We start from the raw sequence: 21,502 nt of genomic DNA on the forward strand, positions 1-21,502 counted from the left end.
GAAACTGAACTGGCCACCATCTCGAACCGACATCCCATCATCTCCGCTAATCGTTAAGACAGAGAATCACAACGGTGGGATTTTGCAATGGCTCCCATAGGGGAGAAGGTGCCGGCAGGCGGATGAGGGGGCTTCACGGCACAACGTAAGCCCCTCATCCCCCCAACTCAACAAGCCAGATCAGCCACCACCGAATCCAAAATCAGCATCCCCGATGGCGTGCAGCGGATGCGCGAGTTGCCGATCCGTTCGATAAACCCGTGTTCCAGTAAAAACTCTTCGCGCTTCGGGTCGGGATCGCGGCCGGAGAGCTGCTGCCAGCGGGCGAGGTCGACGCCTTCGGTGAGGCGCAGCCCCATCAAGAGCAGTTCGTCGGCCTGTTCGTCATAGCCGAGCTGCTCCTGGTCGAGCATGCCGTGGCCGTCGCGCTCCACGAGCTCGAGCCAGGCTTCCGGCTTGCGTTCGGTGGCGGTGGCGAGCTTGACCGGCCCGCGCGTCAGGCGGCCATGGGCGCCGGGGCCGATGCCGGCATAGTCGCCGTAGCGCCAGTAGGTGAGGTTGTGGCGGCTCTCGGCACCCGGGCGGGCGTGGTTGGAGACCTCGTAGGCGGGCATGCCCTCGGCGGCGGTGATCGCCTGCGTCGCCTCGTAGAGCAGCGCCGACTGGTCGTCGTCGGGCACCACGAGCTTGCCCATCTTGTGCAGTCCGAAGAAGGGCGTGCCCTCCTCGATCGTCAGCTGATAGAGCGACAGGTGGTCGACGGCATAGGAGATCGCCTGCTTGAGTTCGCGCTCCCATTCCTCGACTGTCTGTTTCGGCCGTGCATAGATCAGGTCGAAGGACATGCGCGGAAAGATGTCGCGCGCCAGCTTGATCGCCTTCAGCGCATCCTCGACATCGTGCAGCCGCCCGAGAAACTTCAGGTCGCGATCGTTCAGCGCCTGCACGCCGAGCGACACGCGGTTGACGCCGGCGGCGCGGTAGCCGCGAAAACGTTCCGCCTCGACGCTGGAGGGGTTGGCCTCCATGGTGATCTCTATGCCATCGGGCATGTTCCATTCCCTGGCGATACCGTCGAGAATGGCCGCGACCGTCGAGGGGTTCATCAGCGAGGGCGTGCCGCCGCCCAAAAAGATGCTGGTGACCGTCTTCGGGCCGCTCAGCTGCCGCATCGTCGCCATCTCCTTCAGGAAGGCGGCGGTGAAGCGCTCCTGATCGACAGGCTGGTGACGCACATGGCTGTTGAAGTCGCAATAGGGGCACTTGGCCGCACAGAACGGCCAATGCACGTAGACGCCGAAGCCGGGCTCGCCGGTATCGGGCAAAAGAGATGCATGGCGCGTCAGGTTGGGCTGTTCCAAAGTGTCCACGATCGCTCTTAGGCGTTAAGGCAGGTTTCGACGAAGATCTTGAAGGCGCGGGCGCGATGCGAGAGGGCTTGCACGTCGCCGGGCTTCCATCCGTGCTTCTCCTCGGCGCTCATCTCGCCGAAGGTGGTGTCGTAGCCCTCTGGCTGGAAGATCGGATCGTAGCCGAAGCCGGCGGTGCCGCGCGGCGGCCAGGCCACGAAGCCCTCGACCTCTCCACGGAAGAACTCGGTATGCCCATCCGGCCATGCCAGGCAGAGCACGCTGACGAAGCGCGCGCTGCGCTGCTCCGGCGTGGTGGCACTCTTTTCCTCGAGAGCCGTCTCGACCTTCTGCATCGCCATCGCGAAATCGCGCGTACCATCGGCCGTCTCCGCCCAGTTGGCGGTGTAGACGCCAGGCGCGCCGCCGAGCGCGTCGATGACAAGGCCGCTGTCGTCGGAAAGGGCGGGCAGGCCGGATGCCTTGGCCGAAGCCAGCGCCTTGATCGCGGCGTTTTCCTCGAAGGTCGTGCCGGTCTCATCCGGCTCCTCGAATTTCAGTTCGGCTGCCGATTTCGCCGAGAAGCCGAAGGGACCGATCAGGTCGGCGATCTCGCGGATCTTGCCGGCATTGTGGCTGGCAACGACGATGGTGCGGGTATCGAGCTTGCGCATGGCGGTCCTTCAAAGATTCCAAAGTTTGGGTTCGGCGCATTCCAGACTGTTGCCATCGGGATCGCGGAAATAGATCGATCGCGCCCCGTTCGGCCAGCTAAAATCGCTTTCGATGGAAACGCCCGCTTTGTTGAGCTTTTCCGTGATCAAGTCAATCGCTTCCGCACGCATCCGGAAACAGGCATGCCCCGCGCCCGTCGTGCCATGCGGCGGAACCGGCAGCGCGTCCGATGAAGGCGGCTTGATCGTTTCGTGGCGGTTGAAGATCAAGAGGATGCCCGGTCCGCAGCGAAAGAAGACGTGCCGGTTGTCATGGCGCAGAACTTTCTCAAGCCCGAGAACATCGCCATAGAACCCTTCGGCGGCATCGAGGTCGTCGACATAAAGCGCGGTTTCAAGAATGCCGTCGATCATGCTGTCATTCTCCGGGGCGCCAAAAGACCCTCTCTGGCCTGCCGGCCATCTCCCCCACAAGGGGGGAGAAGACCCGTGGCAACCGCCTGCCCAAATTGAACGTCGACGGGGCGTCTGGGTTAAGCCCTCCCCCTTGTGGGGAGGGTTGGGGAGGGGTCTTGCTTGCTACAGCCTCTCAGCTGTCCTTGACCACCCTCAGGCAATCGCCGCCTTCTGCATCTCCACCAGCTCGGCGATGCCGTTCTTGGCAAGCGCCATCAGCGCGCCGAACTCTTCTTCGCTGAACGGCGTACCTTCGGCCGTGCCCTGGATCTCGACGATCCCGCCGGCGCCCGTCATCACGAAGTTCGCGTCGGTCTCGGCCGACGAGTCCTCGAGGTAATCGAGATCAATGACAGGCTGGCTGGCGAAGACGCCGCAGGAGATCGCGGCGACGTGGTCCTTCAGGACCCGCTCGACCTTGATCATGTTGCGGCTTTCCATCCACTTCAGGCAATCGTAGAGCGCGATCCACGCACCGGTAATCGATGCCGTGCGGGTACCGCCATCGGCCTGGATCACGTCGCAGTCGAGCGTGATCTGGCGTTCGCCGAGTTCCTTGAGATCGACCACGGCGCGCAGCGAGCGGCCGATCAGGCGCTGGATTTCCTGGGTGCGGCCACCCTGCTTGCCGGCGGCGGCTTCGCGCTTCATGCGGTCGCCGGTGGCGCGCGGCAGCATACCGTATTCGGCGGTGACCCAGCCCTTGCCGGTGTTGCGCAGCCACGGCGGCGTCTTTTCTTCAAGGCTCGCCGTGCAGAGCACATGCGTATCGCCGAATTTCACCAGACAGGAGCCTTCGGCGTGCTTGGAAAAGTTGCGCTCGAAGGTGACCTTGCGCATCTGGTCGGTTTTTCTGCCTGATGGCCGCATCCTAATTCTCCTCGGTGCACGGGACCGGGAAGGCGGGCGCGATCCCAGGCTTCATCCTCTGTGCGGGTCTGTTGTTGACCGCTTCTACGATTGGCGGCGCGCATTTGCAAATTCCCTTTTGCGCGCGCGGGTAGATTGGCTATATTTTGCGACATCATTGTCAGCATGGGTGCGCAAGGCTTAATGGAATTCAGGTCGTCGACGATTTCGGACGCCGTTGCCGCGCTGGACGAACGCTCCAAGGAAATCTTCCGTCGCATCGTCGAGGGTTATCTGGAGACGGGCGAGCCGCTGGGCTCGCGCAATCTTTCGCGCATCTTGCCGATGTCGCTGTCGCCGGCCTCGGTGCGCAACGTCATGAGCGATCTGGAAGAGCTCGGCCTCGTCTATTCCCCGCATGTCAGCGCCGGCCGTCTGCCAACGCAGGTGGGCCTGCGCTTCTTCGTCGATGCCTTCATGCAGGTCGGCGACCTCTCCGCCGAGGACCGCGCCAATATCGACCGGCAGGTGCGGGCGGATAGCCGCGACGGCCCGATGGAAGCGATGATGAACGAGGCAAGCCGCATGCTGTCGGGCATGTCGCGCGGCGCCGGTCTCGTCATCACCTCCAAGAGCGATCCCGTTCTCAAGCATGTCGAGTTCATCCGCCTGGAACCGACGAAGGCGCTGGCCGTTCTCGTCGGCGATCACGATCAGGTCGAAAACCGCATCATCGAACTGCCCGCCGGCGTCACCTCCTCGCAGCTCACCGAAGCCGCGAATTTCCTCAACGCCCACATGACCGGCCAGACGCTGCCCGAACTGCGCAGCCAGCTCGGCCACCTCAAGGACGACGTGCGCCACGAGCTCGACGCGCTGTCTCGGGATCTGGTGGAGCGCGGCATCGCCGTCTGGTCCGGCACCGCCGACGAGGGCAAGCCGGCGCAGCTCATCATCCGCGGCCGCGCCAATCTCCTGGAGGGGCTGGGCAATCCCGATGATCTCGATCGCCTGCGCATGCTCTTCGACGATCTCGAGAAGAAGGACAGTCTGCTGGAGCTGCTGAATCTGGCCGAAAGTGGCCCAGGCGTGCGCATCTTCATCGGCTCGGAAAACAAGCTCTTCTCGCTCTCCGGCTCCTCGCTGATCGTGGCGCCCTATCGCGACGAGGACGACCGCATCGTCGGCGCCGTCGGCGTCATCGGTCCGACGCGGCTCAACTATTCGCGCATCGTGCCGATGGTCGATTACACCGCCCAGCTCATGGCAAGGCTCTCGCGCCCGTCCAAATAGCGTTATTCCGGCAGCTGCACGCCGGAGCCGCCCATTTCCGAAGGCATGTCCTTGAACTTCGGCAACCCGTCCTTCACGTGCAGGATGGTGTCCTCGTAGTTCACATGCATGGTCGGCTTGTAATCGAGACCGGGGATGACGGGCGCATAGACGTCGGTCACGCCCCAGAGCGGATGTTCGCTGTAGAGGTGCCCGCCGCAGGTGTCGCAGAATTTGCGCACGCTGTAATCGGTCTTCTGGAAGCTCTCGACATGCTCGCCACCCTTGGTCACCCGCACGGCCTGTGGCTGCCACAGCGTGAAGGTGTTGATCGGCCCGGCCGACCAGTGCTGGCAGGAGCGACAGTGGCAATAGCCCATCGCGACAGGCGTGCCGGTCACGGTCAGTTCGACGGCACCGCAAAAGCATTTCCCGACATAGACGTTTTCGCCGGCCATCTCAGCACCTCCCAGGTTGGCGGATCAGTGTGGCACCGTATTAGGTTTTGCGAAAGTAAGAATGACATGTCGCAGCCGCCCCGCTGGCGGTTTCCGATGCGGTGCTGGCTGGCCGTGGATGCCTGCGCTTCCGACCTTCTTCGTCACGCAGACTTGATTTTTGATGTTCAAAGTTCGATATCGGGCACATCCAAAAGCCACCAATGACCGGAGAACGTCATGACTGACGAGACGACGAAGAACGGACCTGACGCAGCCGCGCAAGAAGCCGCAGCCGACGCCGCCGCAAACGTCGAGAACGAGACCGCAGCCGAGCCCGATCCGATCGAGCTCCTGAAGGCGGAGAATGCCGAGCTGCGCGACCGCTATCTGCGCCTCGCCGCCGACATGGACAATCTGCGTCGCCGCACCGAGCGCGAAGTCAAGGACGCCAAGTCCTATTCCGCGGCCGGTTTCGCCCGCGACATGCTGGCTGTCTCCGACAACCTGCGCCGCGCGCTCGATGCCATCCCGGAAGACGCCCGCGCTGGCGCCGATGCCGGGCTCACGACGCTGATCGAAGGTGTCGAGATGACCGAGCGCTCGATGCTCACCACGCTGGAACGCCATGGCGTGCGCAAGCTGGAGCCGGTCGGCCAGAAATTCGACCCGAACTTCCACCAGGCGATGTTCGAAGTTCCGAACCCCGACGTGCCGAACAACACGGTCGTCCAGGTCGTCCAGGCCGGCTATTCCATCGGCGAACGCGTGCTGCGCCCCGCCATGGTCGGCGTCGCCAAGGGCGGCCCGAAGATCGTCGAAGCCGAAACCAACTCGGTCTTCGACCAGAAGGACGCCTGATCCGACCGGGCCCGCCTAAGCGGGCCTGATCTCATTCAAGACAGTCAGATGCGGGCGAAGCGGTCGATCAGGAGATCGAAGAAGCCGTCCGCGTCGACATCGCGCATCACGGTCGCGTTGCGCTTGCGGTCGGTCACGTGCCACCAGTCGACCACGGTCATGCCGACGGTCAGTTCCGACTTCACCTCGATCTCGACATTGCAGACCCGTCCCTTGAAGAGTTCGGGCTTGAGCAGGTAGGCAACGACCGTCGGGTCGTGCAGCGGGCCGCCGTCCGAGCCGTATTTCTCGATATCGAAACGCTCGAAGAACTCCAGCATCTCCACCATCGCGATCGCCGGCCGCGTGCCGATCTCGGCCATGCGCTTGACGCGCGATTTCAGCGTCAAGAGCTTGTGCGTCACGTCGAGCGGCATCATCACGACAGGGACGCCGGAGCGGAGCACGATGTCGGCGGCTTCGGGATCGACGTAGATGTTGAATTCGGCGGCCGGCGTGATGTTGCCGCCCTCGGAGAAGCCGCCGCCCATCATCACGAGCTCGCGCACGCGGCCGATGATATCCGGCGCCTTCTGGAAGGCGAGGCCGATATTGGTCAGCGGCCCGAGCGTGCAGAGCGTCACGGTGCCTTCCGGCTCGTTGCGCAGCGTCTCGATGATGAAGTCGACGGCGTGTCCCGCCTGCAGGGGCATGGTCGGCTCGTCGAGCTCGGGACCGTCGAGGCCGGTCTTGCCATGCACATGCTCGGCGGTGACGAGCGGCCGGGCGATCGGCTTGTCGGCGCCGGCGAAAACCTTGGTGTCGGTCTTGCCGCAAAGCTCGCAGATGATGCGCGCATTGCGGCTGGTGTAGGAGAGCGGCACGTTGCCGGCGACGGTGGTGATCCCGAGCACTTCCAGTTCCTCGGGGCTGCCGAAGGCCAGCATGATCGCGGCCGCATCGTCCTGACCGGGGTCGGTGTCGATAATGATCTTTCTCGGGTTTGCCATTCCGTACGTCCCATCCTCCCGGTGCATATGTCGATGTATGCACCATCTGTTTATCTTCCCGACGCAAATCGGCACAGCCGGCGCGGGGCAGGATTTGATGCGAGGCGTAGCGGGCTTTGTCAAGGCGGCGCGACAGCGTGCGGACGGCGCATAGGTCTTGCGCTGCCGTGTTGCGCCGCTGTCTTGCGAATGACGCCATCCCTTCCCATATTAGCAACATCCGGATGCTGTCTTCAGGTCCGGAAGGGTCGCTTGCATCAAGGACTTGGAACGCTGATGAGCCGTATGACGCCTTTCGCCAGCCCGCTGTTGCTGGGTTTCGACGCCATGGAAAAGACGCTGGAGCGGATTTCCAAGGCGAGTGATGGATATCCGCCTTACAATATCGAGCGCCTTGCCGCCGACCGCATCACCGATGATCCGGAGCGCCTGCGCATCACGCTCGCGGTCGCCGGCTTCAGCGAGGAAGAACTCGACATCTCCGTCGAGGAAAACCAGCTGGTCATCCGTGGTCGCCAGGTTGAACAGGGCGAGCGCGAATATCTCTATCGCGGCATCGCGGCCAGGCAGTTCCAGCGCACCTTCGTGCTCGCCGATGGCATGCAGGTTCTCGGGGCGGGCCTGAAGAACGGGCTGCTGTCGGTGGATCTCATTCGCCCGGAGCCATCGCGTATGGTGAAGAAAATTAACATTTCGGCCCCACAGTAGGACAACGGCGCAAATCGCACCGTTGGTCCCTTCTCTCTGGAGGTACAGGAATGTTGATGAAAGAAGCCAATTCGCACCTGACCAAGACCGAGCTTGCCGGCATCGGCAATGGCGAGGTCGCCTATATCAGGAAAATCCGCTCCGAGGATGTTCCCCGGTGTTTTCCGGAAGCTCCCGATATTGATCCGAACGTCGATCTCTGGGCGCTCTTCGGCGCGGACGGAACCCCGATCCTCCTCACGGACAACCGCTCCAGCACCTTCTTCAAGGCCGCTGAAGACGAGTTGAAGACGGTCAGCCTGCACTAAAGGCGGGTCAGCATGAAAACAGACGGCGTTCCCAGGAGCGCCGTTGTTTTGTTTTTGAGGGGGCGACTGTATGGCCCCGTATTGCCCGATATGATCGTTTACACGCGCTTGAACGTCAGATAGGCCGAGGATCGTCCTTCGCGCCGGGCCTTGGCCTCGTAGCGCGTGCTCGGCCAGCCCTCGTAGGGCGTCAGCCAGTCCGCGGCGTTGGTGGCCTGCCAGTCGAAGCCGCCGTGGTCGCGACACTTCAGAAGCGTCCAGTTCACATAGGTGTCGATGTCGGAGGCGAAGCAGAAAAGGCCGCCGGGCTTCAGCACGCGGTGAAAGCGGTCGAGATTGGTCTTCGATACGAAGCGACGCTTCCAGTGTTTCCGCTTCGGCCAGGGATCCGGGTAGAGCAGGTCGATCTGGTCGATCGATCCGTCCGGCAGCCAGTCGAGCAGCTGCGTCGCGTCGTCGTTGTAGACGCGGACGTTGCGGGCGCCGGCATCGTCGACGCTGGCAAGCAGCTTCTGCATCGAATTGACGAAGGGCTCGACGCCGATGAAGCCGGTCGAGGGCGTTTCCACGGCGCGGTGGATCAGATGCTCGCCGCCGCCGAAGCCGATTTCCAGTCTCAGCCGGTTGGTCTCGACGGGAAAGAGCGTGCTCAGCGGCTCCTGGGGAGCCGCCGAGAGGTCGATGATGAACGCCGGCAAGAGGGTGCTGAGCTTCTCCGCCTGCTGTCCGCGAAGTTGCTTACCCTTGCGGCGACCGAAGAAAGCCTCGGTCGCGCGTCCGCGACGTTCCATGTCAGTCATGTCTTAGGCCTTGATCGCTTCCTTGAGCGGCTTCACCAGGTCGGTCTTTTCCCAGGAGAACGAGCCGTCACGGCCAGCCTTGCGGCCGAAGTGGCCGTATGCCGAGGTCTTGGCGTAAATCGGCTTGTTGAGGTCGAGGTGGCGGCGGATGCCCGTCGGCGACAGGTCCATGGTCTTGCGGATCGCCGCTTCGACCTGATCTTCGCTCACCTTGTTGCCGGTGCCGTGCAGGTCGACATAGATCGACAGCGGCTGGGCGACGCCGATGGCGTAGGAGATCTGGATCGTGCATTTTTCGGCGAGACCGGCGGCCACGACGTTCTTGGCGAGGTAGCGGGCGGCGTAGGCGGCAGAACGGTCGACCTTGGTCGTGTCCTTGCCGGAGAAGGCGCCGCCGCCGTGCGGCGCGGCACCGCCGTAGGTGTCGACGATGATCTTGCGGCCGGTCAGGCCGGCGTCGCCGTCAGGGCCGCCGATGACGAACTTGCCGGTCGGGTTGATGTACCACTTGCAATCGCTGGCGATCGGCAGGTCGCCGAGGGCTTCGCGGATATAGGGTTCGACGACGGCGCGGACCTTCTTCGAATCCCAGCTGTCGTCGAGGTGCTGCGTGGAGAGAACGATCGAGGTGACCTCGGCCGGCTTGCCGTCGACGTAGCGAACGGTGACCTGGCTCTTGGCGTCGGGGCCGAGCTTGGCGGCGTCGCCGTCGCCGCTCTTGCGGGCGGTGGCGAGCAGCTGCAGGATCTTGTGCGAGTAGTAGATCGGCGCCGGCATCAGATCCGGCGTTTCCTTGCAGGCGTAACCGAACATGATGCCTTGGTCGCCGGCACCTTCGTCGCCCTGCTGGTCGGCGGCGTTGTCGACGCCCTGTGCGATGTCGGCGGACTGCGAGTGCAGGAGAACGTCGATCTTGGCCGTCTTCCAGTGGAAGCCGTCCTGCTCGTAGCCGATGTCCTTGATGGCGCGGCGCGCGGCGGTCTTGAACTTCGACGGGTTGATGACGTCGGCGCCGTTCTTGTCCTTCTTCATCAGGCTCGGCGGCAGGCGAACCTCACCGGCGATGACCACGCGGTTGGTGGTTGCCAGCGTTTCGCAGGCGATACGCACGCCCCATGGATTGACGCCGGTCTTCGCGGCTTCGCGGTACACCAGATCCACGATCTCGTCGGAGATACGGTCGCAGACCTTGTCCGGGTGACCTTCGGCTACGGATTCGCTGGTGAAGAGGTAATTGGCACGCATTCCGGGATTCCCCTCAAAGAATAAAAAGCTGCGTAGTGGTACTCAGTTCAGGGCCGAAAAACAAGCGCAGAAGGACATAAATATATCTTTATATCTGTGACAAAATGGCAAATTATGCCCAAAAAACGCAAAAAAGCGGCCTTTACAGCCGCTTTCCCGAGTGTGACTTCTGAGGGATGCTTATTCGGAGTCGGCTTCGGCGGCCAGCGCCTTGACCAGTTCGACGACCTTGCGGCGCACCTTGGGATCGGTGATCTTCACGAAAGCGCGGTTCAGCTGCAGGCCTTCCGACGAGGACAGGAAGTCGACCACGTAGTTGGAGCTGGAGGCTTCAGCCATGCCGCCCGCCATGCCGGCGTTTTCGCCGGGTGCGTCCTCGAAGAAGAAGGAGACCGGAACGTTGAGGATGCTGGAGATGTTCTGGAGCCGGCTGGCGCCGACACGATTGGTGCCTTTTTCGTATTTCTGGATCTGCTGGAATGTAATGCCGAGGCTCTCCCCAAGCTTTTCCTGGCTCATTCCAAGCATCGTTCGGCGAAGGCGAATACGGCTGCCGACGTGAATGTCGATCGGGTTCGGCTTCTTCTTATTCTCAATCATGGTGCTGCCCTAACAATAATCTGCCCTTGTTTAAACCGGCACGCCCAAACCCATCCCCAAAACGCCACGTTGCAAAGCGCGATCTATTCACCTTGAACCATACGTTAAGAATGCCGATCCTAACCACTATGCAATTTTAGGGGTTTTGGGTCAATTACGCTTGAAAACAAAACCAAAACGCGAGACGAGTGCAATTGCAAGCAGAAGTGTCTCGATCAACCAGAAGTACCTTTCGCGTGACGACGGCAGATCGGCCGAAGAGACGAAACTATCAAGGGTTGCGTCAAAAAAGCCGGTTTCGTTCAGTCCAAGCCCCGCAATAATTTCGCCGCGCGGGCTTATCATGGCGGAAATGCCGCTATTGGCATCGCGAATCAGCGGCAGGCCGGTTTCCACGGCGCGCACGCGCGCCTGCAGGAAGTGCTGGTAGGGGCCGGGCGTAGAGCCGAACCAGGCATCGTTCGTGATGTTGAGAATGGCCGATGCCGAGGCGATATCGCCGGTCATTTCGCCGGGGAAGATGATCTCGTAGCAGATCAGCGGGTAGAGCTTCAGGCCGCTCGGCAGCGTCAGAAGCTGCCGCGAGGCGGCCGGAGAAAATCCGCCGGGCATCTCGACCACATTCTGGATGCCGAACGAGCTGAGAAGGCTCTCGAACGGCATGTACTCGCCGAACGGCACGAGGTGCATCTTATCCGCGGCGGCGATGATCTGGCCACGACCGTCGATTACGTAGATCGAGTTGTAATAGCGCGGCGGGTTGCCGGGGCCCATATCCTCGGCCCTGACGGCGCCGGCAAGCAGCACCTGGTTGTCGTCGAGCGTATCGGCGATCCGGGTCAGCGCGTCCTTGTTGTCGGTCAGGATGAACGGGATGGCGGTCTCCGGCCAGACGATGATGTCGGGTTTTTTGCCGCCATCCTTCGGCGCCTCCGCCGAAAGCTTCAGGTGCTTCTCGAAGATCGCCGCGCGGTCGCCATTGCTGTCCATCTTGTCGCTCTGGTCGATCATCGGCTGCACGAACCTGACGACCGGGCTGGTACCCGGGGCGGCAACTGGCTTCGGCGCGCCGTAGAGCACGTAGGTGCCGTATCCCAGATGCGCCGCCAGCAGCAGCACGGCCAGGCCGATGCCCGTCCTGGCGCCCTGCTTGGTGCCGAGCAGGGCGGGGGCGGCGAAGACGAAGACCGATAGAGCGGTGATGCCCATGATCCCGATGATGTGGGCCGACTGCATCATGACAGGCACGGGCGTCATGCCATAGCCGATGGCGTTCCAGGGAAAACCGGTCAGGATCACGCTTCGCGTCCATTCCAGCAGGCCGAAGCTCGCGGCCAGCGCCGCGATTCGGCCAACGCCGTCCGACCAGAAAACGCGCGCCAGCGCCGTTGCGACGCCGTAGAAAATCGCCAGGAATGCCGGGAGCCCGAGGATCGCCAGCGGCAGCGCCCAGGCGAACTCGTCGGACTCGATCATCAGCGCCTGCCCGAGCCACCATAGACCGGCGACGAAATAGCCGAAGCCGAACAGCCAGCCGGTCACGAATGAAGGCCATAGCCTTCCGATCAGGCTGCTGCCGGGCGCGGACGCGGCGCCGTCTATCAGCCACACCAAAAGAGTGAAGGAAACGAACATCGCGGCGAAGAAGCCGATGGGTGGAAGGGCCAGAACGCCGAACGCACCGGCAAGGACTGCCAGCATCACCCTTTTATAGCCCCAGACCAGGATGACCTTGTCCGCAATCCGCTCCATGCGCACCTCAAAAAATCCGCGAATCAACTGAGGTCGCAGTGTTTCAATAAAGCCGCACCTTGTCGCGGTGCGCGCCGATCAATTTGCCGTTGGCGTCTCGTTCTGCCGTTCGTCGCCGTGATCAAGGCCCGTCACGCCGTCGCCGTCGTTCTTCGCCCGCCGGCGGATCGCCTGGCGCTTGCGGGTGATGCGCACGCGCTTGATGCGGCGGGGGTCGGCGTCGAGAATGTGGAACTCGAAGCCGGGCAGCGCCTGAACGACTTCGCCGCGCACCGGAATGCGGCCAAGCTCGGAGAAGATCAGCCCGCCCAGCGTGTCGACTTCGTCGACCTGTTCGGTGATGTCGAAATCCGGGCCGATGGCTTCCGCGATATCCTCGAGCTCGACGCGGGCGTCGGCCACGAACATGTCCTCGGAGACCCGCTTGAACATGACTTCTTCGTCGTCGTGCTCGTCGTCGATGTCGCCGACGACCATCTCCACGATGTCTTCATGCGAGGCCAGCCCGTCGGTGCCGCCATACTCGTCGATGACGAGCGCCATCTGCGTGCGGTTCACCTGCATGCGGCGCAGAAGGTCGGAGGCGAGCATCGAGGGCGGAACGAACAGGATCTTGCGGATGATGCCCGCTTCGGAAAGCGTCTTCTGCAGGTCCACGCGGGCAAGGTCGAAGTTCGGCTTGGCCGAGCGCGGCGCCTTCAGGTTCTCGGGCGCGACCTCGACGATCGGATCGGCGCCCTTGGCGGCCTTGGTCGGCCCGCGGCGCTTGTTGCGCGCCTGCTTGGCGACATAGGAGAGGAGGTCGCGGATGTGCACCATCCCACGCGGATCATCCAGCGTCTCGGCGTAGACGGGCATGCGCGAGCGGCCGGATTCCTCGAACAGGATCATCAGCTCGCCGATTGTGATCGTCTGGTCCACGGCCTCGATATCGGCGCGCGGCACCATCACGTCGGCAACGCGCACTTCGCGGAAGCGCAGGATGTTGTTGAGCATCGCCTTCTCGTCGGCGGAGAAGGCATCGCCATCGGCCGCGTCCGTCATCAGCGCGTCGGCCAGGTCCTCGCGGATGCGCGAACCCTGCTGTGGTCTCAAAATGCGGGCAGCCCGCGACCAGAAGGATTGGGATCGTCCGGACTGCCTGCTACTACTGCCACCCTCGTCGGAGGATGATTGATCGGCGGTGTCCTTGGCCTCGGTGGCCGGTCTCGTCGTAAAGTCGCTCATGGTTCCATTTTAAGGTCTTGACCCTCGTATGGGTCAGATAGGCCGAGTTTCGCCAGAATGCGAGTCTCCAGCCCCTCCATTATCTCGGCTTCGGTATCATTATTATGATCGTAGCCGAAGAGATGCAAGAAGCCGTGCACCATCAGGTGGGTAAGATGGTCGTCGAAGCTCTTCTCGAGCTCGACCGCCTCGCGGGCCACGGTCTCCCTGGCGATGATGATATCGCCAAGCATCGGCCCCGGAACCTTGCCCGGCTGAACCGGGAAGGCGGGGAATGAAAGCACGTTGGTCGGCTTGTCCTTGCCGCGCCATTCCGCGTTGATGTCCTGGATCGACGCATCGTCGGTGAAGACCAGCGACACCTCGGGCACCATTTTCGGAAACGGCTGCTTCTCGGTCTCGCGCAGATAGGTCGCGGCCGTTTCCAGCACGCGGTCTGCCAGCGCCTGAAGCGCGTCTTCGGAGGGCCATTCGCCCTCCTCGATGCTGATCTGTATGTCGAGTTCGGCCATCAGTCCTGCTGCGCGGCCTCTGGTGTATCCGTCAGATAGGTCGCGTCGTAGGCGCGAACGATGCGGCCGACCAGCGGATGGCGCACGACGTCCGTGTCCTTGAAGCGGATGATCGAGATGCCCTCGACGCCGTTCAGGAGCTGCAGCGCCTCGACCAGGCCGGATTTGACGCCGCGCGGCAGGTCGATCTGGCTCGGGTCGCCGGTCACGATCATCCGCGAGTTCTCGCCGAGACGCGTCAGGAACATCTTCATCTGCATCGACGTCGTGTTCTGCGCCTCGTCGAGGATGACGGCGGCGTTGGACAGCGTACGACCGCGCATGAAGGCGAGCGGCGCGATCTCGATGACGCCGGCGGTGATGGCGCGATCGACCTTGTCGGCCGGCATCATGTCATAGAGCGCGTCGTAGAGCGGGCGCAGATAGGGATCGACCTTCTCCTTCATGTCGCCGGGCAGGAAGCCGAGGCGCTCGCCGGCTTCGACGGCCGGACGCGAGAGAATGATCTTTTCGACGACGCCGCGCTCCAGAAGCTGGGCGGCGTGGGCGACGGCGAGATAGGTCTTGCCGGTACCGGCGGGACCGCAGCCGAAGACGAGCTCGGAACGCTCCAGCGCGCGCAGATAGGCGTCCTGCGTCGGCGTGCGGGCAATGATGGTCTTCTTGCGCGTGGAAACCTGCGCCATCGTCAGCTTGGCCTTCTTCTCCATCGTCGGCAGGCTCAGCTGATCATCGGCGGCCACAGCCATGCGGATCGCGCCCTCGACGTCGGAACGTTCCACGCTGCCGCCCTTCTGGAGCTTGTCGTAGAGATAGTCCAGCGTGCGGCGCGCCTGGTTGGTGGTGACGATGTCACCCGAGATCACGACGGAGTTGCCTCGCGCTCGGGCGTCGATGTTCAGGCGTTCCTCGAGAAGCTTGAGGTTCTGGTCGAATTGCCCAAACAGTTCGCTGGCGAACCGGTTGTTTTCGAACGTCAGAATAAAGTGATTGGCGTCGCTCGCGATGCGTGGGTGGCGCGGTGAAGAAGAAACCAATTCTTGTCCGTTCAAGCGGTCGAGCTCCTTGAGTTAGGCACCAGCCTCTACGATCTCGGAAAACAGGCTGTTGGGTCCGGTACCTGTGATTCGCACATTGATAATGTCACCGATTTGCGATGCTTTTGCATCAACATTCACCGACTGAAGCCAGGGGGAACGGCCGATAAGTTGTTGAGACATGCGACCGGGCTTTTCGAGCAACAGTTCGATGGTCTTCCCGACGCAGGATTCGGCAAATTCCTGCTGCTGCTTCAGGAGAAGCGCCTGCAGACGTTCGAGCCTTTCTGCCTTGATCTCTTCCGGCACTTGGTCCTTCAGATCAGCGCCGGGCGTACCCGGCCGCGTCGAGTATTTGAACGAGAAGGCCTGCGCGTAGCGGACCTTCTCAACGAGCTTTAGTGTATCCTCAAAATCGGCGTCTGTCTCCCCCGGAAAACCGACGATGAAGTCGCCCGAGAGCGCGATATCGGGACGCGCCGCGCGGATGCGCTCGACCAGCGTCAGATACTCGGCCGCGGTGTGGCGGCGGTTCATCGCCTTCAGGATCCGGTCGGAGCCCGCCTGCACCGGAAGATGCAGGTAGGGCATCAGTGCGCGGAGGTCGCGATGCGCCTCGATCAGCCGGTCGTCCATGTCGCGCGGATGGCTGGTGGTGTAGCGAAGGCGGGCAAGGCCGGGGATATCGGCCAGCCGGTAGAGCAGGTCGCCCAGCGTCCACTCCTCGCCATCAGGGCCAAGCCCGTGCCAGGCATTGACGTTCTGGCCGAGCAGCGTGATCTCGCGCACGCCGCCCTCGACCATCTTCTGCGCTTCCTCGACGATCTGCGAGACTGGGCGCGACACTTCCGAGCCGCGCGTATAGGGCACGACGCAGAAGGTGCAGAACTTGTCGCAGCCTTCCTGCACGGTCAGAAACGCGGTCACGCCGCGCGCACGGATCTTGGTCTTCTCGGCGATCGGCAGATGCTCGAACTTGTCTTCCAGCGCGTATTCCGTATCGACGATGCGCTGCCCTTCCTTGGCGCGGCGCAACGCTTCCGGCAGGCGGTGATAGGTCTGCGGCCCGATGACGACGTCGACGGCGGGCGCCCGGCGGAGGATTTCCTCGCCTTCGGCCTGCGCCACGCAGCCGGCCACGCCGATCATGAACTCGCGGCCTTCCTTGGTGCGCTCCTTCTTCATGTCGCGCAGCCGCCCGAGCGCCGAGTAAACCTTCTCGGCCGCCTTCTCGCGGATATGACAGGTGTTGAGCAGCACGAGATCGGCCTGCTCCATGTCCTCCGTCGGCTCGTAGCCGTCGCGCGCCAGAGCATCGCTCATGCGCGTGGAGTCATAGACGTTCATCTGGCAGCCATAGGTCTTGATGAAAACCTTGCGGCTGTTGCTGCCATCGCGGAGTGTTGTCTCCGGGGCCGGGAGGAGGGCGCTGTCCTGGGTCATGGCGGCTATTTAGTGGTTTTTGACGCGCGAGAAAAGGGCTTGTTATCCGGTCTTCCGGTGGCTCTCCATATACATCCGCAGCACAGCGTTCATGCGCGTCTGGTAACCGCGCCCTTGCGACTTGAACCACTCCACCACATCGGCGTCGAACTTGGCATTAACAGGTGCCTTCAGCGGAGGAAGCCCAACTGCAGCATCGGCCCAATCGGCTGCCGCGCTGGCGGGGTTCTCGGCATCCTCTATCGCCATGCGCTCGATCTCGTCATCGGAGAGCGCCTGGACGCGTGCCCAATCTGTGCCCTTAGCGGCTTTTGACTTTGTCATGGTAGACTGTCCTTTCTTCGCGGCTTGCTGGGCGCACCGAGATCAAATGTATTCTGCCACCGCGTGGCGTAAAAGTGATGTTGATCACGCGGCCTTTAAACTCGACCAGGGAATTATATCGCAATTCACCGTAGTCTCGGCGATTGTCTTGGCGTGTTATCAGGAACCGGCCGTCGAACGCTTCTTCAATGTCGGCGAAGTCGTAGCCATGGTTGATGATGTTCAGCGAACACTTGCCATCATCCCATGAGCACTTCTCGTTCTGACCCATGCTTCAAATCTACATAATTATGTAGATTTTCGCAACTCTGCTTAAGCTTGGCCGTCCCGGCCCCTAAGCGCCGCACCCAGCATGGCGCGGATGCGTTGGGCGATCGTCGAGCTGACCTGCTTGCGGTTGGTCTCGGCGCCGTAGGAGACCGCTTCGCCGAAATGGACGTCGACCTCGAAGGCGCCGCAGCGCAGCATGTCCTTCAGGTGCGGCAGCATCTCGACATCGCCGGGCCAGGAGGCGAGCGGGCGGTGATAGCGGCCCATGGGTAGCCCGTGCACGCCGGTATAGGCGATCGCCACCGGCTGCACGATGACGGTCCCGGTCGGCGAGGCGGGAATGGCCATGGCGGCGGCGCCGAACAGCGAGGATTTCACCTCCAGCAGCCGGTTGCCATCGGACGTCGTGCCCTCGGGAAACAGGACGACGATTTCGCCGTCGGCCATGCGCGCGGCGATCTCGTTCACCTGGTTGCCGGTGTTGCGCTTTTCCTCGCGCACCACGAAGACGCTTTTCTGCAGCTTTGCGAGCGTGCCGAAGATCGGCCAGTCGCGCACCTCGTTCTTGGCGATGAAGGCGACATCGGCGATCGACGACAGCACCATGATGTCCATCCACGACGAATGGTTGGCGCAGAGCATCAAGGGCCTGTGCGTCTCAATCCGCCCGTGAACGCGCACCCGAATGCCGAGAGAAAAGCAGATGATGCGATGCCAGACGCGCGGCAGCCGGCGGCGCATCTTCCAGTCGTAGCGCAGGGCCAGAAGTTGCCAGGGCATGAGCAGGATGCTGGCGAGGAGGATGACGATGCCGGCGAAGGCGACGCGCAGCCAGGCGATCAAATCGAACACTCCGCGGCTGCACGCATGATATCAGTGATCGTCCTTTTTGAGCGGTATGCCGTAGAGCTCGAGCCGGTGGTCCACCAGCGTGAAACCGTGCTCGCGGGCGATCCGCTCCTGCAGCGCCTCGATTTCCGGCGAGCGGAACTCGATGACGATACCGGTCTTCAGGTCGATCAGGTGGTCGTGATGCTCTTCCGGTACCGTCTCGTAGCGCGAACGCCCGTCGCGGAAGTCGTGGCGGGCGATGATGCCGGCATCCTCGAACAGCTTGACGGTGCGGTAAACGGTGGAGATGGAGATCTTGGCATCGACCTTCACCGAGCGGCGATAGAGCTCCTCGACGTCGGGATGATCCGCGGATTCCTCGAGAATGCGCGCGATGACGCGGCGCTGCTCGGTCATGCGCATGCCGCGCTCGGTGCAAAGATCCTCAAGGGTTTTGTCAGCTTCCGTCATGAGGTGCCTTCCGATAGTCTGCGTTTCAAGACGGAACTAGCGAAGAATGCGCTTCATGACAAGCGCCGTGGATACCTCGCCATTGGCGTCCTTGTAGTATCCACGTCGTTCTCCGACCTGATCGAAGCCGAGCTTGCGGTAGAGGCCGAGTGCGGCGGCGTTGCCCTTGTCGACCTCGAGGAAGATGCTTTCGCCGCCGCGCTGCTTGGCTTCGCGCATCGCCGCCTGCATCAGCCGCCACCCGAGACCCGACCGCCCGACCTTGGCCTGCACGGCGATCGTCAGGATCTCGGCCTCGCCGGCAACCTCGCGCGCCAGGACGAAGCCCGGCAGCGGCTTTTTCAGGAAGGCGTTGGTCTGCCGCGCCACGAAGCCGAAGACGTTGTTCTGGCTAAGCAGGCTGTAGAATTCGCCATCGCCCCAGGGACGCGCGAAGCGTTCGCCGTGCAATGTCGAGACCGCATGGCAGTCATCGGCATCCATCGGGATGATCTCGAATTCCGGTTTCAGCGAAAGATAGGATTCCAGCATGGTCATACTCGCGCAATCGCAAACCCGGCCTGCGGCTTGGCGTCGGGTCCGCGCAGATAAAGTGGCTTCGGCTTTCCGGAAGAGGGATCGGCGGCGGCGGCAAGGCGCGCCACGATGGAGATGGGGAAATGGTTGGCGTGTTCGCCGGTAGCATCAGGCCGCAGCAAGGGCGTCGCCGAGCCGGTGATAACGCCATCGAACGACGCCGCGAAGGCCTGCGCATCCTCGACGGTCACGGCCCTGGCTTCATCGAGCGGCGTGCCATCGGCGTCGAAGGCCTGCAGATAGATCTCGTTGCGCTTGGCATCCATGGCGGCCAGCACCCGTCGGCCCGGCGAGCGTTCATGCTCGGCCTCGGCCATGACGGCGAGCGTCGTGATGCCGACGGCGGGCACGCCAAGCGAAAGGGCAAAGCCACGGGCGGCGGCTACACCGACGCGGATACCGGTGAATGACCCCGGGCCGATGGTGACGGCAACGCGCCCGACATCGGAGAGCCGAACGCCCGCCTGATCCAGCGCGCGGTCGATAATCCCAATCAGATGCTCCGCATGCCCCTTGCCGATCATGTCCGATGCCTCCCCCAGCACCGTATTCCTGCTGCTGTCATAGACAGAAGCAGCGCAATCCACCCCCGCGGTGTCGAGCGCCAGTATGATCATGGCATCTATTTCCGAATAAACCGTTCCTGACTTTCCATACATCGCGAAACGCCGCGCTTGCAAACGCCGCGTCGTCGCGAATGTCGGTTCAGCTCGTCAGACGGCTTCGACTTCCTGGACCTCGGGCACGAAATGGCGCAGCAGGTTCTGGACGCCGTGCTTCAGCGTTGCCGTCGAGGACGGGCAACCCGCGCACGAGCCCTTCATGTTGAGGTAGACGGTGCCGTCCTTGAAGCCGCGGAAGGTGATGTCGCCGCCATCCTGGGCAACGGCGGGACGCACGCGCGTATCCAGCAGTTCCTTGATCGTCAGCACGATCGTCTCGTCACCCTCGTCGAAGAACTCGCCATCGGCATCGGCTGCTTCACCGAGTACGGAGGAAGCGCCCATGACCGGCTTGCCGGACATGAAGTGCTCCATGATCGAGCCGAGGATGGCGGGCTTCAGATGCTGCCATTCCTGGTCTTCCTTGGAGACGCTGATGAAATCGTAGCCGAAATAGACGCCGGTCACGCCGTTGATCTCGAACAGGCGAGCCGCGAGCGGCGAGGCGGCCGCTTCCTCGCGGTTGCGGAACTCGGCGGTGCCGCTCTCCATGACGATCTTGCCCGGCAGGAACTTCTGCGTGGACGGGTTCGGCGTGGCTTCGGTCTGGATAAACATGGTGCTCTCCGTGCGGCAGGCGCGCGCCCGCGACGTATTTAGAATTCTTCAAAAGTAGAAATAAGCCGTTTGGCGTTGCTATTCAAGAGACTGATACTCAAGAAAGCGCTTTATGCCAACGCGTCCAGTTCCTCATCGCTCAGTGTATCAGGCAAGACGGTGACGGGGATGGGAAAGGCCGCACCCCGGCCGGCAACCGACGACACAAGGGGTCCGGGCCCCTCCTTGGCGGAGCTCGCGGCCAGCACGAGAATGGCGATGTCGCGGTCGTCCTCGATGACGGCGTTGATCTGCTCGGCCGCGCTTCCCTCGCGGATGACGATCTCGGGCTCGATGCCGATGTTCTCTCGCACCAGCTGCGCCGATTTGGCCACGACCGCTTCGGCTTCCTCGCGTGCCTCGGCCCGCATGATCTCCTCGACCCCCAGCCATTGCTGGAAGTCGCCGTCGGGGATCACGTAGACGAGCACCAATCCGCCATTGGAATTCTTGGCGCGCCGGCCGGCATAATGGACGGCGCGCTGGCATTCGGGCGTGTCATCGATCACGGCCATGAACTTGCGGCGGTGACCTTCGAGCCGTGAGAGTCGTTTTGATACCATGAACGCGACTCTGACACTTGATCCGGGAGATTTGCAAGTCCCCGTTTTTGCCGCGAACTGTCCGGTCCCCGACAGGCATGCAGCCGGACCTATCGTCCGGCGGGAACCAGTCCGTAAAGCAGCATGATTTCCTTCACATGCTCGATGTCAGGCTTGCCGATGACATTGATGGCCGAGGCGATCTCCTCGAAGAACCGCCTGCCGATCAGCCCCGGCGTCATGGTGATCAGCGCGCGCGCCGTTTCCTGGTGCAGGTTCTCATGCGTGTGGACGATGCCGCGCGGAATGAACACCGTGTCGCCGGCCCGCACCTCGCAGCGCTCGCCGTCGACGGTGGTCGTCATCGTTCCGGAAAGACCGAAGATCACCTCGTCGACATCTTCGTGATAATGCGCCGCCGGCACGCGAGACTGGTAGGGGACCACGAACTCGAACATGACCATGCTGCCCGCGCTCTGGTCCTCATCGACCAGCAGCCGAACCTCCATCATGCCGATCTGAATGAGGTTCCGGTCGCGCATCTTGGCCTCCTCATGGCTTGAAGGAGAGTACGCCGCAGTCCGGTCTTCGACAAGTGTGGGCCTTCGAGGCCCAGGAAGCCCGGGCGGCCGAAGCCGCCCGGCTCAACT

General features: G+C 62.6%; 27 protein-coding genes. 4 read left to right on the forward strand and 23 right to left on the reverse strand.

Features of this window, described 5'->3' with window-relative positions; genetic code table 11:
* Positions 1 to 167: 167 nt before the first annotated feature.
* From hemW to rph, 4 genes are all read right to left on the reverse strand, one after another.
* Positions 168 to 1,370, reverse strand: a complete 1,203-nt coding sequence (gene hemW, locus GGQ67_RS16100) for a radical SAM family heme chaperone HemW (protein ID WP_183901159.1) — start codon at positions 1,368 to 1,370, stop codon at positions 168 to 170.
* An 8-nt stretch (positions 1,371 to 1,378) separates the two neighbouring features.
* Positions 1,379 to 2,023: an RdgB/HAM1 family non-canonical purine NTP pyrophosphatase gene (rdgB, locus tag GGQ67_RS16105; RefSeq protein ID WP_183901160.1), complete on the reverse strand. Its 645-nt coding sequence runs from the start codon at positions 2,021 to 2,023 to the stop codon at positions 1,379 to 1,381.
* 9 nt (positions 2,024 to 2,032) lie between these two features.
* On the reverse strand, positions 2,033 to 2,437 hold the full coding sequence (locus tag GGQ67_RS16110) for a VOC family protein (RefSeq protein WP_183901161.1): 405 nt from the start codon (positions 2,435 to 2,437) through the stop codon (positions 2,033 to 2,035).
* 195 nt (positions 2,438 to 2,632) lie between these two features.
* Positions 2,633 to 3,349, reverse strand: a complete 717-nt coding sequence (gene rph / locus GGQ67_RS16115) for a ribonuclease PH (RefSeq protein ID WP_112982013.1) — start codon at positions 3,347 to 3,349, stop codon at positions 2,633 to 2,635.
* Positions 3,350 to 3,532: 183 nt separating this feature from the next.
* Between rph and hrcA the strand changes: the two genes are divergently transcribed.
* Positions 3,533 to 4,621 carry a heat-inducible transcriptional repressor HrcA gene (gene hrcA, locus GGQ67_RS16120; RefSeq protein WP_183901162.1) on the forward strand — a complete coding sequence of 363 codons (1,089 nt, stop codon included), beginning with the start codon at positions 3,533 to 3,535 and terminating at the stop codon, positions 4,619 to 4,621.
* A gap of 2 nt (positions 4,622 to 4,623) precedes the next feature.
* On the opposite strand, the gene GGQ67_RS16125 is transcribed toward hrcA, so the two are convergent.
* Positions 4,624 to 5,058: a GFA family protein gene (locus GGQ67_RS16125; protein ID WP_183901163.1), complete on the reverse strand. Its 435-nt coding sequence runs from the start codon at positions 5,056 to 5,058 to the stop codon at positions 4,624 to 4,626.
* Positions 5,059 to 5,277: 219 nt separating this feature from the next.
* On the opposite strand from GGQ67_RS16125, the gene grpE reads away from it, so the two are divergent.
* Complete coding sequence (gene grpE, locus GGQ67_RS16130) at positions 5,278 to 5,898, forward strand: nucleotide exchange factor GrpE (RefSeq protein WP_183901164.1); 621 nt, start codon at positions 5,278 to 5,280, stop codon at positions 5,896 to 5,898.
* Positions 5,899 to 5,942: 44 nt separating this feature from the next.
* Here the strand turns inward: grpE and GGQ67_RS16135 are convergent, their stop codons facing one another.
* On the reverse strand, positions 5,943 to 6,887 hold the full coding sequence (locus GGQ67_RS16135; protein WP_183901165.1) for a nucleoside hydrolase: 945 nt from the start codon (positions 6,885 to 6,887) through the stop codon (positions 5,943 to 5,945).
* A gap of 276 nt (positions 6,888 to 7,163) precedes the next feature.
* Between GGQ67_RS16135 and GGQ67_RS16140 the strand changes: the two genes are divergently transcribed.
* A complete protein-coding gene (locus tag GGQ67_RS16140; protein WP_183901166.1) occupies positions 7,164 to 7,595 on the forward strand; it encodes an Hsp20 family protein in 432 nt (143 codons plus the stop codon).
* Between the two features lie 50 nt (positions 7,596 to 7,645).
* Positions 7,646 to 7,903: a BQ00720 family protein gene (locus GGQ67_RS16145; RefSeq protein WP_018898177.1), complete on the forward strand. Its 258-nt coding sequence runs from the start codon at positions 7,646 to 7,648 to the stop codon at positions 7,901 to 7,903.
* A gap of 98 nt (positions 7,904 to 8,001) precedes the next feature.
* On the opposite strand, the gene trmB is transcribed toward GGQ67_RS16145, so the two are convergent.
* The 17 genes from trmB to GGQ67_RS16230 form a co-directional block, all read right to left on the reverse strand.
* Positions 8,002 to 8,703 (reverse strand): tRNA (guanine(46)-N(7))-methyltransferase TrmB, encoded by a 702-nt coding sequence (trmB, locus tag GGQ67_RS16150; RefSeq protein WP_183901167.1) that lies wholly within the window; start codon positions 8,701 to 8,703, stop codon positions 8,002 to 8,004.
* A 3-nt stretch (positions 8,704 to 8,706) separates the two neighbouring features.
* On the reverse strand, positions 8,707 to 9,948 hold the full coding sequence (gene metK, locus GGQ67_RS16155; RefSeq protein WP_183901168.1) for a methionine adenosyltransferase: 1,242 nt from the start codon (positions 9,946 to 9,948) through the stop codon (positions 8,707 to 8,709).
* A 180-nt stretch (positions 9,949 to 10,128) separates the two neighbouring features.
* A complete protein-coding gene (locus GGQ67_RS16160; RefSeq protein ID WP_018898182.1) occupies positions 10,129 to 10,548 on the reverse strand; it encodes a helix-turn-helix domain-containing protein in 420 nt (139 codons plus the stop codon).
* A gap of 150 nt (positions 10,549 to 10,698) precedes the next feature.
* Positions 10,699 to 12,300, reverse strand: coding sequence for an apolipoprotein N-acyltransferase (gene lnt, locus GGQ67_RS16165; protein WP_183901169.1), 1,602 nt, complete (start codon positions 12,298 to 12,300; stop codon positions 10,699 to 10,701).
* A gap of 78 nt (positions 12,301 to 12,378) precedes the next feature.
* Positions 12,379 to 13,527: a hemolysin family protein gene (locus GGQ67_RS16170; RefSeq protein ID WP_183901170.1), complete on the reverse strand. Its 1,149-nt coding sequence runs from the start codon at positions 13,525 to 13,527 to the stop codon at positions 12,379 to 12,381.
* Positions 13,524 to 14,039, reverse strand: a complete 516-nt coding sequence (ybeY, locus tag GGQ67_RS16175) for an rRNA maturation RNase YbeY (protein WP_183901171.1) — start codon at positions 14,037 to 14,039, stop codon at positions 13,524 to 13,526. Before ybeY ends, GGQ67_RS16170 begins: the two co-directional genes overlap by 4 nt.
* A complete protein-coding gene (locus GGQ67_RS16180) occupies positions 14,039 to 15,091 on the reverse strand; it encodes a PhoH family protein (protein ID WP_111561572.1) in 1,053 nt (350 codons plus the stop codon). The genes ybeY and GGQ67_RS16180 overlap by 1 nt, the downstream gene beginning before the upstream one ends.
* 18 nt (positions 15,092 to 15,109) lie before the next feature.
* Positions 15,110 to 16,519, reverse strand: coding sequence for a tRNA (N6-isopentenyl adenosine(37)-C2)-methylthiotransferase MiaB (gene miaB / locus GGQ67_RS16185; RefSeq protein ID WP_183901172.1), 1,410 nt, complete (start codon positions 16,517 to 16,519; stop codon positions 15,110 to 15,112).
* A 42-nt stretch (positions 16,520 to 16,561) separates the two neighbouring features.
* Positions 16,562 to 16,843, reverse strand: a complete 282-nt coding sequence (locus tag GGQ67_RS16190) for a BrnA antitoxin family protein (protein ID WP_183901173.1) — start codon at positions 16,841 to 16,843, stop codon at positions 16,562 to 16,564.
* Complete coding sequence (locus GGQ67_RS16195; RefSeq protein WP_183901174.1) at positions 16,821 to 17,114, reverse strand: BrnT family toxin; 294 nt, start codon at positions 17,112 to 17,114, stop codon at positions 16,821 to 16,823. The genes GGQ67_RS16190 and GGQ67_RS16195 overlap by 23 nt, the downstream gene beginning before the upstream one ends.
* A gap of 41 nt (positions 17,115 to 17,155) precedes the next feature.
* Positions 17,156 to 17,956 (reverse strand): lyso-ornithine lipid O-acyltransferase, encoded by an 801-nt coding sequence (gene olsA / locus GGQ67_RS16200; protein WP_183901297.1) that lies wholly within the window; start codon positions 17,954 to 17,956, stop codon positions 17,156 to 17,158.
* Positions 17,957 to 17,986: 30 nt separating this feature from the next.
* On the reverse strand, positions 17,987 to 18,415 hold the full coding sequence (locus GGQ67_RS16205) for a Fur family transcriptional regulator (protein ID WP_183901175.1): 429 nt from the start codon (positions 18,413 to 18,415) through the stop codon (positions 17,987 to 17,989).
* Positions 18,416 to 18,451: 36 nt separating this feature from the next.
* Positions 18,452 to 18,952: a GNAT family N-acetyltransferase gene (locus GGQ67_RS16210; RefSeq protein WP_183901176.1), complete on the reverse strand. Its 501-nt coding sequence runs from the start codon at positions 18,950 to 18,952 to the stop codon at positions 18,452 to 18,454.
* Positions 18,949 to 19,608, reverse strand: a complete 660-nt coding sequence (gene tsaB, locus GGQ67_RS16215; RefSeq protein WP_183901177.1) for a tRNA (adenosine(37)-N6)-threonylcarbamoyltransferase complex dimerization subunit type 1 TsaB — start codon at positions 19,606 to 19,608, stop codon at positions 18,949 to 18,951. Before tsaB ends, GGQ67_RS16210 begins: the two co-directional genes overlap by 4 nt.
* Positions 19,609 to 19,704: 96 nt before the next feature.
* Positions 19,705 to 20,271: a NifU family protein gene (locus tag GGQ67_RS16220; RefSeq protein ID WP_183901178.1), complete on the reverse strand. Its 567-nt coding sequence runs from the start codon at positions 20,269 to 20,271 to the stop codon at positions 19,705 to 19,707.
* A 110-nt stretch (positions 20,272 to 20,381) separates the two neighbouring features.
* Positions 20,382 to 20,873, reverse strand: a complete 492-nt coding sequence (locus GGQ67_RS16225) for a universal stress protein (RefSeq protein WP_112943828.1) — start codon at positions 20,871 to 20,873, stop codon at positions 20,382 to 20,384.
* 89 nt (positions 20,874 to 20,962) lie between these two features.
* Positions 20,963 to 21,394: a cupin domain-containing protein gene (locus tag GGQ67_RS16230; protein WP_183901179.1), complete on the reverse strand. Its 432-nt coding sequence runs from the start codon at positions 21,392 to 21,394 to the stop codon at positions 20,963 to 20,965.
* Between the last annotated feature and the right edge of the window lie 108 nt (positions 21,395 to 21,502).

This window comes from Rhizobium metallidurans (assembly GCF_014196505.1).
Lineage (GTDB): Bacteria > Pseudomonadota > Alphaproteobacteria > Rhizobiales > Rhizobiaceae > Rhizobium > Rhizobium metallidurans.

What these genes read in the sequence shown, in the direction of transcription:
- grpE (WP_183901164.1), top strand. Translation starts at nt 5,278, where the DNA reads ATGACTGACGAGACGACGAAGAACGGACCTGACGCAGCCGCGCAAGAA.
- GGQ67_RS16170 (WP_183901170.1), bottom strand. Translation starts at nt 13,527, where the DNA reads ATGAGCGACTTTACGACGAGACCGGCCACCGAGGCCAAGGACACCGCC.
- trmB (WP_183901167.1), bottom strand. Translation starts at nt 8,703, where the DNA reads ATGACTGACATGGAACGTCGCGGACGCGCGACCGAGGCTTTCTTCGGT.
- metK (WP_183901168.1), bottom strand. Translation starts at nt 9,948, where the DNA reads ATGCGTGCCAATTACCTCTTCACCAGCGAATCCGTAGCCGAAGGTCAC.
- GGQ67_RS16140 (WP_183901166.1), top strand. Translation starts at nt 7,164, where the DNA reads ATGAGCCGTATGACGCCTTTCGCCAGCCCGCTGTTGCTGGGTTTCGAC.
- GGQ67_RS16125 (WP_183901163.1), bottom strand. Translation starts at nt 5,058, where the DNA reads ATGGCCGGCGAAAACGTCTATGTCGGGAAATGCTTTTGCGGTGCCGTC.
- rph (WP_112982013.1), bottom strand. Translation starts at nt 3,349, where the DNA reads ATGCGGCCATCAGGCAGAAAAACCGACCAGATGCGCAAGGTCACCTTC.
- miaB (WP_183901172.1), bottom strand. Translation starts at nt 16,519, where the DNA reads ATGACCCAGGACAGCGCCCTCCTCCCGGCCCCGGAGACAACACTCCGC.
- GGQ67_RS16195 (WP_183901174.1), bottom strand. Translation starts at nt 17,114, where the DNA reads ATGGGTCAGAACGAGAAGTGCTCATGGGATGATGGCAAGTGTTCGCTG.
- lnt (WP_183901169.1), bottom strand. Translation starts at nt 12,300, where the DNA reads ATGGAGCGGATTGCGGACAAGGTCATCCTGGTCTGGGGCTATAAAAGG.
- GGQ67_RS16220 (WP_183901178.1), bottom strand. Translation starts at nt 20,271, where the DNA reads ATGTTTATCCAGACCGAAGCCACGCCGAACCCGTCCACGCAGAAGTTC.
- rdgB (WP_183901160.1), bottom strand. Translation starts at nt 2,023, where the DNA reads ATGCGCAAGCTCGATACCCGCACCATCGTCGTTGCCAGCCACAATGCC.
- tsaB (WP_183901177.1), bottom strand. Translation starts at nt 19,608, where the DNA reads ATGATCATACTGGCGCTCGACACCGCGGGGGTGGATTGCGCTGCTTCT.
- GGQ67_RS16230 (WP_183901179.1), bottom strand. Translation starts at nt 21,394, where the DNA reads ATGCGCGACCGGAACCTCATTCAGATCGGCATGATGGAGGTTCGGCTG.
- ybeY (WP_183901171.1), bottom strand. Translation starts at nt 14,039, where the DNA reads ATGGCCGAACTCGACATACAGATCAGCATCGAGGAGGGCGAATGGCCC.
- GGQ67_RS16135 (WP_183901165.1), bottom strand. Translation starts at nt 6,887, where the DNA reads ATGGCAAACCCGAGAAAGATCATTATCGACACCGACCCCGGTCAGGAC.
- GGQ67_RS16205 (WP_183901175.1), bottom strand. Translation starts at nt 18,415, where the DNA reads ATGACGGAAGCTGACAAAACCCTTGAGGATCTTTGCACCGAGCGCGGC.
- GGQ67_RS16110 (WP_183901161.1), bottom strand. Translation starts at nt 2,437, where the DNA reads ATGATCGACGGCATTCTTGAAACCGCGCTTTATGTCGACGACCTCGAT.
- hrcA (WP_183901162.1), top strand. Translation starts at nt 3,533, where the DNA reads ATGGAATTCAGGTCGTCGACGATTTCGGACGCCGTTGCCGCGCTGGAC.
- GGQ67_RS16145 (WP_018898177.1), top strand. Translation starts at nt 7,646, where the DNA reads ATGTTGATGAAAGAAGCCAATTCGCACCTGACCAAGACCGAGCTTGCC.
- GGQ67_RS16190 (WP_183901173.1), bottom strand. Translation starts at nt 16,843, where the DNA reads ATGACAAAGTCAAAAGCCGCTAAGGGCACAGATTGGGCACGCGTCCAG.
- GGQ67_RS16225 (WP_112943828.1), bottom strand. Translation starts at nt 20,873, where the DNA reads ATGGTATCAAAACGACTCTCACGGCTCGAAGGTCACCGCCGCAAGTTC.
- GGQ67_RS16210 (WP_183901176.1), bottom strand. Translation starts at nt 18,952, where the DNA reads ATGACCATGCTGGAATCCTATCTTTCGCTGAAACCGGAATTCGAGATC.
- GGQ67_RS16160 (WP_018898182.1), bottom strand. Translation starts at nt 10,548, where the DNA reads ATGATTGAGAATAAGAAGAAGCCGAACCCGATCGACATTCACGTCGGC.